Annotated in this window: 13 protein-coding genes; 3 read left to right on the top strand and 10 right to left on the bottom strand. The window is 65.5% G+C overall.

From position 1 onward, the window contains the following. Positions 1 to 124: 124 nt before the first annotated feature. On the bottom strand, positions 125 to 598 hold the full coding sequence (locus tag C8N35_RS02355; protein ID WP_245926630.1) for a YaiI/YqxD family protein: 474 nt from the start codon (positions 596 to 598) through the stop codon (positions 125 to 127). Further along, positions 595 to 2,433, bottom strand: coding sequence for an ABC-F family ATP-binding cassette domain-containing protein (locus C8N35_RS02350; protein ID WP_107988009.1), 1,839 nt, complete (start codon positions 2,431 to 2,433; stop codon positions 595 to 597). Before C8N35_RS02350 ends, C8N35_RS02355 begins: the two co-directional genes overlap by 4 nt. Before the next feature lie 431 nt (positions 2,434 to 2,864). On the opposite strand from C8N35_RS02350, the gene C8N35_RS02345 reads away from it, so the two are divergent. From C8N35_RS02345 to C8N35_RS02335, 3 genes are all read left to right on the top strand, one after another. After that, positions 2,865 to 3,548: a GntR family transcriptional regulator gene (locus tag C8N35_RS02345; RefSeq protein ID WP_107988008.1), complete on the top strand. Its 684-nt coding sequence runs from the start codon at positions 2,865 to 2,867 to the stop codon at positions 3,546 to 3,548. Between the two features lie 192 nt (positions 3,549 to 3,740). Further along, a complete protein-coding gene (locus tag C8N35_RS02340; RefSeq protein ID WP_245926629.1) occupies positions 3,741 to 4,760 on the top strand; it encodes a zinc-dependent alcohol dehydrogenase family protein in 1,020 nt (339 codons plus the stop codon). 107 nt (positions 4,761 to 4,867) lie between these two features. Beyond that, the gene (locus C8N35_RS02335; RefSeq protein ID WP_107988006.1) at positions 4,868 to 6,034 is read left to right on the top strand and encodes an acetyl-CoA acetyltransferase; all 1,167 of its coding nucleotides are present in this window, start codon (positions 4,868 to 4,870) and stop codon (positions 6,032 to 6,034) included. Between the two features lie 361 nt (positions 6,035 to 6,395). On the opposite strand, the gene C8N35_RS02330 is transcribed toward C8N35_RS02335, so the two are convergent. From C8N35_RS02330 to cysG, 8 genes are all read right to left on the bottom strand, one after another. Next, on the bottom strand, positions 6,396 to 8,324 hold the full coding sequence (locus C8N35_RS02330; protein WP_245926628.1) for an alpha/beta hydrolase domain-containing protein: 1,929 nt from the start codon (positions 8,322 to 8,324) through the stop codon (positions 6,396 to 6,398). Between the two features lie 138 nt (positions 8,325 to 8,462). Continuing rightward, entirely contained in the window at positions 8,463 to 9,215 is a 753-nt protein-coding gene (locus tag C8N35_RS02325) for an SDR family oxidoreductase (protein ID WP_107988004.1), read from the bottom strand. 184 nt (positions 9,216 to 9,399) lie between these two features. Beyond that, positions 9,400 to 9,984, bottom strand: coding sequence for an NUDIX domain-containing protein (locus C8N35_RS02320; RefSeq protein WP_170121998.1), 585 nt, complete (start codon positions 9,982 to 9,984; stop codon positions 9,400 to 9,402). Between the two features lie 325 nt (positions 9,985 to 10,309). Next, entirely contained in the window at positions 10,310 to 10,834 is a 525-nt protein-coding gene (locus tag C8N35_RS02315; protein WP_107988002.1) for a DUF934 domain-containing protein, read from the bottom strand. A gap of 2 nt (positions 10,835 to 10,836) precedes the next feature. Then, on the bottom strand, positions 10,837 to 11,598 hold the full coding sequence (locus tag C8N35_RS02310; RefSeq protein WP_107988001.1) for a phosphoadenylyl-sulfate reductase: 762 nt from the start codon (positions 11,596 to 11,598) through the stop codon (positions 10,837 to 10,839). Beyond that, the gene (locus C8N35_RS02305) at positions 11,585 to 13,240 is read right to left on the bottom strand and encodes a nitrite/sulfite reductase (RefSeq protein ID WP_107988000.1); all 1,656 of its coding nucleotides are present in this window, start codon (positions 13,238 to 13,240) and stop codon (positions 11,585 to 11,587) included. Before C8N35_RS02305 ends, C8N35_RS02310 begins: the two co-directional genes overlap by 14 nt. 28 nt (positions 13,241 to 13,268) lie before the next feature. Continuing rightward, complete coding sequence (locus C8N35_RS02300; RefSeq protein ID WP_107987999.1) at positions 13,269 to 13,592, bottom strand: DUF2849 domain-containing protein; 324 nt, start codon at positions 13,590 to 13,592, stop codon at positions 13,269 to 13,271. A gap of 198 nt (positions 13,593 to 13,790) precedes the next feature. After that, positions 13,791 to 15,254 carry a siroheme synthase CysG gene (gene cysG, locus C8N35_RS02295; RefSeq protein WP_107987998.1) on the bottom strand — a complete coding sequence of 488 codons (1,464 nt, stop codon included), beginning with the start codon at positions 15,252 to 15,254 and terminating at the stop codon, positions 13,791 to 13,793. Positions 15,255 to 15,464: the final 210 nt, after the last annotated feature.

The following is a 15,464-nucleotide window of genomic DNA, read 5'->3' as shown; positions in this document are numbered from 1 at the left end:
TAGGTCAAGTGTGTCGTGCCGGCGGCTGTTTGTCCAGTCTGCCATCTGATAGATGGACATCGCCCGGTCGGCGTGCCTGCAAACGCGAACGGTATGCCGGAAGGGGGCGACGGAAATCCGGCTATCAGCCGTCGCGCTTGATGGCCTGCACCATGTTTTCCAGAGCCGAGAGAAAGTCCGAGCGATCCTTCCGGCTCACCGGGCGGCCTCCGCCGCCGATTTCGCCGATTTCGCGCAGGTGCCGGTTGAGATCGCGCATGGCCATCGCCATGCCGATGCTCGCGCTGTCGAAGGGTTTGCCAGACTGGCCCAGCACCCGTGCGCCCTTTTCCAGGCAGCGCGAGGCGAGTGGAATGTCGTTGGTAATGCAGATGTCACATGCGGTGATGGCATCGGCGATCCAGTCGTCGGCCGCATCAGGGCCTTCGGGCACGATAACGCGCTTGACCAACGGGCTGTCATCGAGCCGCATCCATTGGTTGGCGACGAAATGCATGACAAGGCCATGCCGTTCGCCCACGCGCACCACTTCCGCCTTCACCGTGCAGGCGTCGGCGTCCACGTAGATCTGGGGCGCTTGCGAAGCGGTCGCGCTCACCGGGCCTCCACCTCCTCGCGCAGCATCTCCAGTTCCAGCCATCGTTCCTCCGCCGCCTCCAGCTCGTTCTCCAGCGTCTCAAGCTCCGCCGTCACCTTCGAAAAGCCGTCGGGATCGCGCGAATAGAACGCCGGATCGGACATTTTCCTGCGCCGTGCGTCGATGTCCGCCTGAAGTCGCTCCATCTCGCCGGGCAGGGTTTCCAGCGCATGCTTTTCCTTGAAGGACAGCTTGCGCTTCGTCGCCGGAGCCCTGGTGTCCGTCTGAGGCTGTGTCTGGGGCTTTTCCGTCTTTCCCGCCTTGGCAGTCGCGGGTGCCGGCGTGTCGCCGCGCGCCCTGACACCGTGACCGCGCTGGGCCACCATGTCGGAATAGCCGCCGGCATATTCGATCCAGCTACCGTCGCCCTCGCCGGCGATGACCGAGGTCGCCACACGGTCCAGGAAGTCGCGATCGTGGGAAACGAGAATCACGGTGCCGGCGTAGTCGGCGATCAGTTCCTGCAAGAGGTCGAGCGTTTCCAGATCGAGATCGTTGGTCGGCTCGTCCAGCACCAGCAGGTTGGAGGGGGTCGCCAGCGCGCGCGCCAGCATCAGCCGACCGCGTTCGCCGCCCGAAAGAGCGGAAATCGGCGTGCCCGCCTGCTCCGGCGTGAACAGGAAGTCCTTCATATAGGCGACCACATGCTTGGTGACGCCGCCCACCTCCACCTTGTCGCCGCGCCCGTCGGTCAGCGCCTCGCGCAGGCTCCACGATGGATCGAGGCTCGCCCGACGCTGGTCGAGCGTCACCTTCAGCAGATTGGTGCCGAGCTTGATCTTGCCGCTGTCGGGCGCCAGCGTCCCGGTCAGCAGGTTCAGCAGTGTGGTCTTGCCCGCGCCGTTCGGCCCGATGATGCCGATCCGGTCACCGCGCTGGATGATGGTGGAGAACGTGTCTACGATTGTGCGATCGCCATAGGTCTTGGAGATCTCCTCGGCCTTCACGACCTCCTTGCCGGAGGTTTCCCCCTCGCTCGCGACAAACTTGACGTTGCCCTGCGATTTCCGCTGGTCTCGCCGCTGGCTGCGCAGGTCGGCGAGCGCGCGCATGCGCCCCATATTGCGTTTTCGCCTTGCGGTAACGCCGTAGCGCACCCAATGCTCCTCGGCCACGATCTTGCGGTCGAGCTTGTGCCGGTCTCGCTCTTCCTGCTCCAGCACCTCATCGCGCCAGGTCTCGAAATTCGCGAAGCCCTGGTCCATCCGCCTGAGTGTGCCGCGGTCGAGCCAGAGAGTGGAGCGGGCCAGATCCTGCAGGAACCGCCGGTCATGCGAGATCAGAACAAGAGCGGAGCGCATGGAGGAAAGCTCCTCCTCCAGCCATTCGATCGCCGGCAGGTCGAGATGGTTGGTCGGCTCGTCCAGCAGCAGAATGTCCGGCACGGGCGCCAGCACCCGCGCGAGTGCCGCGCGCCTCGCCTCACCGCCGGAAAGCTGGTCGGGGCTTTCCTCGCCCGTGAGACCCAGCTCGCCCAGCAGGTATTGCGCCCGGTAGTGGTCGTCGCCCGGCGCCAGCCCGGCCTCCACATAGGCGAGTGTGGTGGAAAAGCCGGAAAGGTCCGGCTCCTGGGGCAGGTAGCGCACCGTGGCGCCCGGTTGCACGAAGCGGCGGCCGTCATCGGCCTCCACCATGCCGGCGGCGATCTTCAGCAAGGTCGACTTGCCGGAGCCATTGCGACCGACAAGGCACAGCCGGTCGCCGGGTGCCACGGTCATTTCGGCGTCTTCGAACAAGGCGGTGCCGCCGAAGGTGAGCCGGATCGATTGCAGGGTGAGGAGCGGTGGTAGAGCCATAACCAGCGCATTTACCCTTGCAGAGCTCCGCCGACAAGGCTCGCGTAAGGTTGTCGCGCATCATTCGTCATCGGCGTGATGCGCAGCTGTCATGGTGAATTGGGATTCGCGCGCCTTTCCCGTGGGCGTGGCCATTATGATACGGTATTCGGTGCCCGCATCCTGTTTCACACAATGCGACTATGTTTCGTCGGGTTACGTGATTATACCTCTGCGCGAACGGGGATACGCGATTGCAGGGGGGCTCGTTACAAGGCGCCGCAGTTACGTTGGGCAACGTTCCGGGCCGCAACGGCAGTAACCATAATCTTATAAAGGCGTTGCTTGCGGCTACCGATAACCAAAAAAGGTCTCTCAACCGTGTAACAAGAGACAATGCCAGTTCCCCGTACGGCTAATAGTGTTTTGAAACGCTTGATAGCGGAATACAGATGCAGATTCCGAAATACGAGCAGATTGCCGAGGCCCTCGGCCGCGAGATCCGCGAAGGCGTCCATCCAGAGGGTGGACTGCTGCCGACTGAGGCTCAGCTTTCTGCACGCTTCCATGTAAGCCGGCATACGATCCGGCACGGTTTGAGGTCTTTGCGCGAGCGTGGCCTCGTCAGATCGCGCCAGGGACGCGGCACCGAGGTGGTGCGTGCCTGCGAGCGTTCCATGAGAACGGGCTATCACCTGCTCGACGGGTTCGCGTCCGCTCCCTTCGACTGGACGTTTCGTCTTGAAGGCGTGGCGACTGTCACGGATGTGGACAAGACAGACATCGGCTTGTCGGCGTTCAAGCCGATGTTGCGCCTGTCGGGCGTCTTTCGCGACGCCGCGTCGGGAATGGAAGCGCCGGCATGTATCTATCTCGATGAAACCTGCGGTGATGTCGTGCCCCGGCTTGGCGGAGAACGTTTGCCGGACCTGCTTGCTGCGATGCACGGGCTTCATCCGGCGGAGATCGTCCAGGAGATCCGTTGCGATGCTCCCCAGGACGGTGAATACGACCTTTGCCGGCTGGTGATGATCCGCCGGTATCTCGATGACGCCAAAGAACCTTACCTGGTTCTGCGCGCCGTCTGTCCGCCCAAAGCCTTTGCGCTTCATTCCATCCTCTCTGCCGCGGATTGATACGTCGCGCCGTTGCGCATCGAACGTTCGATGAGTTGATGTTGAAAAGGCGCCGGGGGCATGATTGTCTGACAAGACCGGCCCATGGTGTGGAGCGGTACCGGCTATCGAACACGCAAACGGGCATGCGCCGGGGTGGAACGTCCAACAGTCGGAACGCACGCGGGCCGGAACGCACTGAGGGGGGAAGGCGTGCGGACACTTGAGCTTTCCGGCGGTTTCTCGCCGGCCAATCTCTCTATCGTGGAAAGGGAACGGCCGAAGCCCGGACCGGGCCAGGTGCTGGTGCGCGTGGTCGCCGTCTCCCTCAATTACCGCGATCATCTGTTCGTCAGCGGAAAGTACGATCCGCGCGCGGCGCTGCCCGCCGTTCCCGCGTCCGACTGCGCGGGCATTGTGGAGGAGACCGGGAAGGGCGTTTCCCGCTTCAGGCAGGGCGACCGCGTCATCAATCTGTTTATGGAGGACTGGCCCTCCGGCCCCGCCCGGCGTGAATTCCTTGAGGGGAGCCGTGGTGCCGGCGGCAAGCCGGGTGTCCTGTCCGAATATGTTGTCTTCGACGCGGCGGCATTGCTGCCAGTGCCCGCTCAGCTGAGCCTCAAGGAAGCCGCCTGCCTTCCCTGTGCCGGGCTCACCGCATGGTGTGCGCTCTTTGCCGGCGGGGCAATGAAGCCGGGTGCCACCGTGGTGATCCAGGGAACCGGCGGCGTTGCATTGTTCGCGCTTCAATTCGCAAGAATGGCGGGCGCGCGCACCGCGCTTCTTTCCTCAAGCGACGAAAAGCTCGCCCAGGTGTCGGATCTCGGTGCCGACGTGAGCATCAATTATCTGCGCGAGCCGGACTGGTCGAAATCCGCGCGCGCCGCGCTCGCGGCGGACGGCGTCGATCTAGTTGTCGAACTCGGCGGCGAGAAGACGCTCGCCCAGTCGCTGCGCGCGGTGCGCGTCGGGGGAACGCTCGCCATGATCGGGGTTCTGTCCGGCCCCGTCGCGCCGCTGCCCCTGCCGCTCGTCGTCATGCGCCAGATCCGTCTGCAGGGCGTGACGGTCGGTTCGCGCACCGACATGGAGGCGATGCTGGCGGCGATCGCCACCCACGGTCTGCGCCCACGCATTCACCAGGTGTTTCCCTTCGAGGCCCATGCGGCGGCCTTCGATATGCTTGGCCGCGGTGGTCATGTCGGCAAGATCGTGATCTCGCTCGGTTCCTGATCCTGCGTCTTTTCTCCATCTTTGGCGTTGTTGCAACGCACACCTCACGCTAGATTTGGCGAAGGAGGAACGGCGCCCGCCAAGGGTGCCTCAGGGAGGAAATTTTCATGAGTGCAGCAATTGTTGGCTGGTCGCATCTGCCCTTCGGCAGGCTTTCCGATGAGACGGTCGAGAGCCTGATCGTCAAGGCCGCGAATGGCGCGCTTGCCGATGCCGGCATCGATGCCGCCGACGTCGACGAGATCGTGCTCGGCCATTTCAACGCAGGCTTTTCGGCCCAGGATTTCACCGCCTCGCTGGTGCTGCAGGCCGACCCGGCATTGCGCTTCAAGCCGGCGACGCGGGTGGAGAACGCCTGCGCGACGGGTTCCGCCGCCGTCCACCAGGGCGTCAGAGCCGTCCATTCCGGCGCCGCGCGCTTCGTGCTGGTTGTCGGCGTTGAACAGATGACGACGACCCCCGGTCCCGAGATCGGCCAGAACCTGCTCAAGGCCTCCTACCTCGCCGAGGAGGGGGATATTCCGGCCGGCTTTGCCGGTGTGTTCGGCAAGATCGCCGGGGCTTATTTCCAGAAATACGGTGACCAGTCCGACGCGCTTGCCGCCATTGCCGCCAAGAACCACAAGAATGGCGTGAAGAACCCCTTCGCCCAGATGCGCAAGGATCTCGGCTACGACTTCTGCCGCACCGAGAGCGAGAAGAATCCTTTCGTGGCTGGCCCGCTGAAGCGCACCGACTGCTCGCTCGTCTCCGATGGTGCGGCGGCGATCGTTCTCACCAATACGGAAACCGCGCTCGGCATGAAGAAGGCGGTCGCCTTCCGCTCCACCGCCCATGCGCAGGATTTCCTGCCCATGTCGAAGCGCGACATCCTGAAGTTCGAAGGCTGCGCCACCGCCTGGGACCGGGCGCTGAAATCCGCCGGCGTCACGCTCGACGATCTGTCCTTCGTGGAAACGCACGACTGTTTCACCATCGCCGAACTGATCGAATACGAGGCGATGGGGCTGGCGCCGGAAGGCCAGGGCGCGAAGGCCGTCCTTGAAGGCTGGACCGAGGTTGGCGGCAAGCTGCCGGTCAACGTTTCGGGCGGGCTGAAGGCGAAGGGCCACCCGATCGGCGCCACTGGCGTCTCCATGCACGCCATCACCGCCATGCAGCTTGCCGGCGAGGCGGGAGACATGCAGCTTCCCAATGCCGAGATCGGCGGCATCTTCAACATGGGCGGCGCGGCCGTCGCGAATTATGTGAGCGTGCTGCAGGCGCTGAAGTAGCGGCGGGGAACTGTCCGGAAACTGCACGGACATCGTCCTTGGCTACGCCCCCTCCTTCGTCATCACCCGGCACCCGCCTTCGCGGGCACAGGCTCCGTCCGGGTGACCCATGGCCGTCGCCCTGAATGCCACTGCCTGCGTTGGGTTGCCCGGACGGAGCCTGTGCCCGCGAAGGCGGGTGCCGGGCAAATGACGAAGGAGAGTGAGGGACCCCGCGCGGGGGATACGGGGGGCTCTCTCCGGTTGTTCCGGGCCCCTGACCATGCCCCATTACCGGGTCATGGCCTCGGCCTCGAGCGAACGAAAAACGCCCGCCGGATTCCCGGCGGGCGTCGTTTTTTCAAGAAACTGAAACCGCTGCCTACTGCAAGGCCTCGGCGTCGCGTTCGGCGTATTTCAGCGTCGTGGCGACGTCCTCGGCACGCATCAGGCGATCCGCGACAAGCGCCTCGGCCGCCTCCTTGACCGCGGCGATGTAGGCGTCCTTGCTCTCGTAGCGCTCGGCGAGCCCGTCGCGGCTGTCGTCATCCACGGCTTCGGCCGGGAAGGCGATGAAGCTGCCGGTCGTGGAATAGAGTTCACCCTTGGCGTAGCCCTCGGTGCGCAGGTTCCAGCCCTCGTAGGTGCCGAGCGGCACGGCGAGGCGCGGCAGGATCACGCCGCCCTGCGGATTGCCGTCCTCATCGATGGCGGGAACGAGCTGCGGATAGGCCTTGCCGCGAACCGGCGGCACCTTGGAATGGTCCATCACCTGAAGCGTGTTGAACTTCGGGGCGAGCGGCTCGCCTGCAACCGTCGGATAGACGAGCTCGGACACCGGGACGAGCGTGCCGTCGGCAACGCTCGGATACCGGCTGGCCGGCGGCTCGGTGCCGTCCGCGACCCAGGCTTCCATGTCGTCATAGAGCGCGCGCAGGACCGGCGTGACGCTCAGCGGGTTGGTCGGGTAGGCGGCCTCTTCCTTGGTCCCGGGTTTTCCGTCCCACAGCGCGAAATGCTGCGTGCCGGCGATGAAGTAGAGCCGCACGTTGTCCGGCATGGTGAGTGCCGTCTCGCCGTCGGGCGAGGTGGAGAGAAGGTAGGCGCGGGCCTGCCAGAACTCCGTCGAGGTGTCCGACTGCATGATCTTCGGGCAGGTGTCGGAGGCCTGGCACTTCTCCAGGATACCGTCCGTCTTGCCGGAGATCGGATCCGTCATCGTCACGTAGGTGAAGGGGAACTGGTCGCCGGGGTAGTCGTGGTCCTCGTGCTGGCGGGAATAACGGCCCGGCTGCGCGAAGGCGTAGTTTGTGTAGGTCTTGCGCGAGCCCGCGATATGCGCCATCACGCCGTCGAACACGCGTGCGCCGCCCTCATCCGCGTTGAAGCCCTGATAGATCAGGTCGCGCATCAGCCGGCCGGACTGCGAAATGCCCATGCCGACGGTGTACTTGATGCCGTCGATCGGATCCGTCGCCTCGTGGCCGGGATTGCCGCGCAGGAACGAGACAACGTCGCGGATCGCCGCCATTGCGAGGCCCGCGGGAACCGGATTCTTCGCCGGATAGACGAACTCGTAGATCGCGCCGGCCGGCGCATCCGCCGGACGGGTGATCTCGACTTCGGTCTCGCTGACATACTTGAAGCCGAGGTCCTTGGGCGTTTCCGCCTTGTCGGTGTCGTTCGTGCGCACCGTCAGCGTCGCCTTGGCCGGATCGAGATCGGCCGCCGGATAGCTGAGCTTCAGCGTGCCGGTCGCACCCGGCTTGTCGAAGATGATCTGCTCGCGCGAGGTGCCGGCAACACCCTCCTCGACGGGCAGGGTGATGTTCATCAGCTTGTCGGGCAGGCCCGGCTGCCAGCCGTTCCAAACGACCGTGTCGCCGTGCTCCAGCACGAAGCCGTCGCCGGCATCCTCGGGCTTGGAGGGAATGCCTGCCGAATGAGAATCGTTGAGCAGTTCGAAGGAGAGATTGCGGCCCCGGTTCGTGACTTCGTAGAACAGGAAGGGAGACCGTTTGGCGGCTTCCGCCGGTCGCAGGATCGAGACCTCGGCCGAAAAGACGACATCGCCGTTCTTGTCCTTCGGCGCCTTGTCGATACCGACGATCACGGCGTTTTCCGGCGCCTTGGGATCGACCGCGATCGTGGCGATCGCGTCGATCCGCTCATAGGTGCCAGCGTCCCCGTAGGACTGGCCGTCGAAGACCGATCCGGACGACTGGATCTTGAAGTCGATCACGCGCGCGGACGTCGGGCTGGTCAGCATCGAAGCGGCGAGCAGGCCTGCCACCCCTGCCGCTAAGGTCATGCACTTTTTCATCTTTTCTCCGAATGTGTCGGTGAGATAAGAACGCGCACACGCTAGCTGGCTGCCGCAACGACGTGTCAACTTCTCTTTTTCAGCGCGCTATTCTATCGCAGCCGTCTGCGGCGCAACAGCATCCCGTCATACGCAGCGTCCGCCATCGACCTCCAGCGCCACGCCAGTGATGAACTCGGCCTCGTCGGAAGCAAGCCACAGGGCGGCGTTGGCCATGTCTTCGGGGCGCGAGAGCCGGCCGAGCGGAATGGTCGCACGGAACTTCTCGCGCATCTCCGGCGTGTCCTCGCCCAGGAAGAGATGCAGCATGCCCGTCTCTCCCGCGACCGGGCACAGCGCGTTGACGCGGATCTTCTTCGGCGCGAGCTCCACCGCCATCGATTTCGAGGCCGTGATCGCCCAGCCCTTCGACGCATTGTACCAGGTCAGCCCCGGCCGCGGCCTCAGGCCCGCCGTCGATGCGGTGTTGAGGATGACGCCGCCGCCGGTCTCCTCCATCACCGGCACCGCCTTCAGCGTCGCCAGATAGATCGCCTTGGCGTTGACGTCGAAGATCCGGTCGAAGGTCTCCTCGTCGATATCCAGCATCGGGCCGTTCTTGTGAGTGTAGCCGGCATTGTTGACCAGAATGTCGAGCCGTCCGAAATTGCCGCGCGCCGCCGCCACCATGGCCTCGACATCAGCCACGTCGGTCACGTCGGCGGTAACCGCCACCGCGTTGGCGCCGATATGATGCGCCACGCGCGCCGCCCCTTCGCCGTTCATGTCGGCGATGACGACCCTGGCCCCTTCCTCTACGAACCGCGTCGCGATGCCCTCGCCGAACCCTGATGCCGCGCCGGTGACGATGGCGACTTTACCCTCCAGACGATTTCCCATGTTCATTCCTCCCGACGATTATTGTTGCGCGAAGGGTAGCCGCACGCGAAACGCCGCGGCAAGCCGCCGCACGGGGACGGGGGGCCGTCAGAACATATTCCGATCGTCTCGATAGGAATTAGCTCAAGCTCGTGAAGCCCTGGCTCGCGAAGCCCCGGACGGCGGGATGGTCCGCAAGCTCCGGTTAATCGAACAGCTCCGGCCGCCGCGCCAGCAGCGCCTGCGTCAGCATCAGCAGCTTGGCGTCGTTGATCTCTCCGACGTCCAGCATCGTCCTGAGGCGGGTGGCCGGCCATTCCAGCACTTCGATGTGCTCGTGCTCCTCTTCGAGTCCGCCGCCGTCGGCGACCCGGTCCTGCGGTCCGTAGACGGCAAGATAGAGCGCGATCTTCTCGGTCATGAAGCCGGGCGAGGTATAGACCTCGGCTATCTTTTCCAGCGTGTCGAGCCGCGTGCCGATCTCCTCCATCGCCTCGCGGCGTATGGCTTCCTCGGCGGTTTCCCCCGGATCAATCAGCCCCGCGCAGGGCTCCACCAGCAGCGCCTCGTCGCCCCTGACATAGACCGGGAAACGGAGCTGGCGCGTCAGCAGCACGGTCTTGCGCACCGGATCGTACGGCAGGACGGCTGCGGCCGATCCGTGATCGTGGACGATCCGTTCCACCTGCTCGCGCGTTTCTCCATCGGGCCGCGAAAGCACCAGCCGCTCGGTTTTCACACGCGGCCTGTCGATCAGCGTTTCGCGTTCCTCGATGCGGATATCGGACATTGAAGGCTCCTCATGTTTCGCCGCATTGGAGGCGGATCGGGGGAGCCGGTCAAGCGACATGGGGAAGCGGCGCGGAGGAAGCCGGGCGCCTCCGAATGCGGGGCGGGACAGAGACAATGCGGCTTGGTGTGGCGCATCCTGACGCAAGTGGCCCATCCTTCGCGACGGCGCTGCGCGCCTCCTCAGGATGACGTTGCGTTTGTTGATGGCTTCGCTGAAATAACAACACACTCGACGTCATCCTGAGGAGCCCGCCTTGGCGGGCGTCTCGAAGGATGGGCCCCGGGTGGAATAATCCCGCCCGCTCAAACCTGTACGGCCCCTCTCACGCTGGCCGGCGCAGCCACGGACGCGTCCCCGTGGGCACCTCGTCTGCCCGGCCCGCCGGCTGGTAATAGTGATCCACCCGCGGCACGTGCCCGGCCTCAAGCGCCGCGCGCGTGGGGGCATGGCTCACCGCGAAGGCGTCGATCCCGCAGCGTCGCATCAGGGCGATCTGGTCGATCAGCACGTCGCCGACGGCCCGGATTTCGCCGTCAAAGCCCAGATCCTCGCGCAGGATGCGCGCGGTGGAATAACCGCGCCCGTCGGTGAACTTCGGAAAGGCGACCGCCACCGCCGCCACATGCGCGAACTCGTCGGCGATCGATCGCACGTCCTCGCCGGCCTCCACGACGACGCCCGTCGGAGCGTTGCGCCCGCGCAGCACCGCGAGGTCGGCGAGAAATCGCGATAGCGACAGGAACACCGCGCCATCGGCCGGAACCGGATCGTCGTCGGCGAGATACGTCCAGCCGTCGGCGAGGAACCGGCCGTCCCGGTAGATGTCGTTTGCCTGCGTGTCCGTCATGGTCAGATCCCGCTGCCGTCGATTTCGCGCCCGTGCGTGGGCAGATGGATGCCGCATTCGGTCTTTTCAGCACCCCGCCAGCGCCCGGCGCGCGGGTCCTCGCCCGGCGCCACGCGGTCGGTGCAGGGCATGCAGCCGATGGAGGGAAACCCTTGCGCGACCAGCGGGTGCGGCGGCAGGTCGTGCGTCTCCGCATAGGCCTTCAGCGTCTCCACCGACCAGTTGGCGAGCGGGTTGACCTTGATGCGGTCGTTGGCGACCTCGAACACCGAAAGTGCGGCGCGCGTCGAACTCTGGAAGCGCTTGCGCCCCGTGATCCACGCGTCGAAGCCATGAAGCGCGCGCTCCAGCGGCAGCACCTTGCGGATATGGCAGCACGTATCGGTATCGCGCAGCCACAGCGAGCCTTGCGGATCGGCGGTCGCCAGATCGTCCGGATCGGGCAGGATGGTGCGCACGCCGGTCAGCCCGAAGCGCGCAATCAGCGTCTCGCGATAGCGCAGCGTCTCGCCGAAGAGCTTCTGCGTATCGACGAACAGCACCGGCGCATGCCGGTCGACTTGCGACAGAAGATGCAGAAGCACCGAGGATTCCGCCCCGAACGATGAGACGAGCGCCACCCTGCCGGGATAGAGCCGGTGAAGGACATGGTCCAGCAGGTCAGGCGTCGGCAGGCTGCCATATTGCGCGTTGAGCGCCTGGGCCTCGGCCCTGAGCGCGTTTTCGGGATCAAGCGCGAGGGCGGTCGCGTCAAGCGGTGCCATAGAGCGCCTCCTTGAAAGGTGCGTCCCCGACCCTGCGATAGGCGGCAAGGAAGGTTTCGTTGTCGTTGGCGCGGAGCTTCAGGTAGGTCTCCACCACGGTTTCCACCGCATCGACGATCCTGTCCCCGGCAAAGCCGCGCCCGATGATGGCGCCGATGGAGGTGGTCTCGTCGGCCGAGCCACCAAGGGTCAGCTGGTAGAGTTCCTCGCCCTTCTTCTCCACGCCGAGAATGCCGATATGGCCGACATGGTGATGGCCGCAGGCGTTGATGCAGCCGGAGATCTTGATCTTCAGATCGCCGATCGCGCGCTGGCGTTCGGCATTGCCGAAACGCTCGGAAATCTCCTGCGCGATCGGGATGGAACGCGCATTGGCGAGCGCGCAGTAGTCGAGCCCGGGGCAGGCGATGATGTCGGTGATGAGCCCGGCATTGCCCTCCGCCAGATCGGCGGCGACGAGCGCGTCATGGACCTTGTCGAGATCGTCGAGCCGCACATGCGGCAGGATCAGGTTCTGCTCGTGGGAGACGCGCAACTCGTCGAAGCTGAAGGTTTCCGCGATGTCGGCGACCGCCTCCATCTGTTCGGCAGAGGCATCGCCCGGCACGCCGCCTATGGGCTTCAGCGAGATCGTCACCGAGGCATGGCCCGTCACCTTGTGCGGATGCACGTTGCGCTCTGCCCAGGCGGCAAACGCCGGGTTGCCGGCGCTCTTTGCGTCGAACCGTGCGCTCGTTGCCGCGGGGTCGAGCGGGGGCAGCGCGAAATAGGTCTCGATGCGGCGCACCTCGTCGGCGGGAAGCTGCAGCACCCCGTGGCGGATCTTCTCGAATTCCGCCTCGATATCGCCGCGCAACTCGTCGATGCCCGTCTCGTGGACGAGGATCTTGATGCGGGCCTTGTACTTGTTGTCGCGCCGCCCGTAGCGGTTGTAGACGCGCAGGATCGCCTCCGAATAGGCGATGAGATCCTCTTCGGGCAGGAAATCGCGAACGAGCTTGGCGACCAGCGGTGTGCGTCCCTGGCCGCCGCCGACATAGACCTTGAAGCCGAGATCGCCCGCCTCGCTCCTGACGATCTGCATGCCGATGTCGTGCACCTGGATGGCGGCGCGGTCGTGCGGCGCTCCGGTGATCGCGAACTTGAACTTGCGCGGCAGGAATGTGAATTCCGGGTGCAGCGACGACCATTGCCGGATGATCTCGGCATAGGGACGCGGATCGGCGATCTCGTCGTCGGCGGCGCCTGCCAGATGATCGGCGGTGGTGTTGCGGATGCAGTTGCCCGAGGTCTGGATCGCGTGCATCTCCACCTCCGCCAGCTCCTTCAGAATGGCCGGCACGTCGGAGAGCTTCGGCCAGTTGAACTGGATGTTCTGGCGCGTGGTGAAGTGGCCGTAGCCGCGATCATAGGTGCGCGCGATGTGGGCGAGCTTGCGCATCTGCCGGCTGTTCAGCGTGCCGTAGGGCACGCACACACGCAGCATGTAGGCGTGAAGCTGAAGATAGACGCCGTTCATCAGCCTGAGCGGCTTGAACTGGTCCTCGTTCAGCTCGCCTTTCAGCCGGCGGCGGACCTGATCGGAGAACTGCGCGATGCGCTGGTCCACGAATTCCTGGTCGAATTCATCGTAACGGTACACGAAGCGTACTCCTGGCGTTCAAGCTTGGTCAGGCCGCGTTGGAGGCGCGCGAGGCCTGCGCCTGCTTGCCGAGATCGGTTCGGAAGGTGGGGCCGGCGGCGCGGATGCGTTCGCGCAGCCGCACGGGCACGACGCCGGAGCCCTGACGGGTCACGTCGATCGTGCCGACATCGACGACCTCGTTTGCGGCAACGGCACGCGCGGCAGCCGCTTCCGCCGCCTCCACCGCAGCCGCATCCTCCAGAACGAGGGCGCCGTCGATTGTCTCGACCCACGCGCCATGGGCGCCGAGCCAGACGACTTCGCCGTCGGCGAGACGGTTGGCGGTGACGAGCTTGCAGATCGTCTTCATGACAAAAACTCCTCAAGCGGCGCTGCGCCGACAGGGTTCGGCGATTTCCGGTTCGATCTTTCTTCCGTCATTGCCCGGCGCAGTCCGGGCAATCCATTGCGGGCCGCGACATGGCGGGAAGCATCCATGGATCACCCGGACTGCGCCGGGTGATGACGGAAGAGAGATCGGATCTGCGTTGCCGAGTCATGTGGTCCTTCAGGCAGCTGCGAAACGGGAAACAGGGAGGGGGAACCCAGCTTGCGGCGCCAGCGGCTCGGCGCGTTCCAGCGCGGCGTGGGCGACGACCTCGCCGATGACGATGAGCACCGGGCCGCTCACGTCGCCGCGTTCGGAAAAGGCGTCGAGATCGCAAAGCCTGCCGGCAAAGGCGCGTTCCTCGCGCCGCGCGGCGTTCTCGATCGCCATGACGGGGGTTGCCGGATCGAGGCCGGCGGCGCGGAGTTGTGCTGCGACCCGTCCGGCGACCGTACGGCCCATGTAGACGGCGACGGTGGCACCAAGGAGCGCAAGGCCCGCCCACTCGGGCAGGGTCTCGCCGTCCTTGTCGTGGCCGGTGGCGAAGACGAGGCTGGAGGCGACGCCGCGCAGCGTCAGCGGGATCTCGGCGGAAGCGGCCGCGGCGAACGCGGCGGTCACGCCCGGCACGATCTCGTAAGGCATGCCGGCCTTGCGAAGGGCCGCGATTTCCTCGCCCGCCCGGCCGAAGATCATCGGGTCGCCGGATTTCAGCCGCACCACCCGGTGGCCTTTCGCGGCTTCCTCAACGAGGATCTCGTTGATGCGTGCCTGGGAGACCGAATGCGCACCCTTGGCCTTGCCCACGGAAATGCGCTGCGCATCGCGCCTTCCCATGGCGACGACGGCATCGGGCACCAGCCGGTCGTGGACGATGACGTCGGCTTCCTGCAACAAGCGCTGGGCGCGCAATGTCAGAAGGTCCTCGGCGCCGGGCCCCGCACCGATCAGCCAGACGAAGCCGGCCTCGTCGGCCGCCCCGTTGACGAGGCGTTGTGCTGCGGCACGGGCCTCGTCGGTGCGCCCGGCATAGGTCGCATGCGCCACCGGACCGGAGAAGAACGCGGCCCACAGCCGGCGCCTGCCTTCCGCCGACGGCACGAAGTGTGAAACCGTTTCGCGGAAACTCTCGGCAAGCCGCGCCAGCGCCCCCGTCTCGCGCGGCAGCAGCGCCTCGATGCGCGCGCGGATGTGGCGGGCAAGCACCGGGCCGACCCCGGTGGAGGTGATGGCGACGGCGACGGGCGCGCGGTTGACCAGCGCGCCCGTGTAGAAATCGCAGAGTTCCGGCCGATCAACGGCGTTGACCGGAATGCCCATGTCGCGTGCCGTCTCGACGACTTCGCGGTCGAGCGCCTCGTCCTCGCGCGCGGAAAAGGCCAGCGCGGCGCCGTACAGATGAGCGGGGGTGAAGCCCTCGGCGACATGCCGGGCGCCGGCCTTTTCCGCCGCACGCGCGAGCGCCGGCGACATGTCGTGCGCGACGATGACGATATCGGCATTGGTCTCGCCGATGAGGCGGACCTTCGCCGCCGCCTCGTCGCCTCCGCCCACGACCACCACGCGCCGTCCCGCCACCTTGTGAAAGGTCGGGAAGACGTCGAGGCGTGTCTTGCGGTCGATTTCGTTGCTGTGCCGGCCCATGAGCCACTCCGCGGATAATCCGTTGGTGTCGTCAAAGGGTAGGCACTGGGCCGGCGAATTGCCGGGCATGGGGTTTCAAGCCCAAATCGAAAGAGGAAAAAGATTTCCGGTTTCAGGCGGGAAGGGAGTTGCAGAAGGGAAAGGGGCCGGCCGGAATTGAAGAAGGGCACGCGGAACAGCCTTGCCTCGCACCCGTTTCGCAGGCCCAAT

The organism is Breoghania corrubedonensis, assembly GCF_003053845.1.
GTDB classification, from domain to species: Bacteria; Pseudomonadota; Alphaproteobacteria; order Rhizobiales; family Stappiaceae; genus Breoghania; species Breoghania corrubedonensis.
Note: the sequence above shows the minus strand (reverse complement) of the source record. Positions and strands in the feature narration are given on the sequence as shown.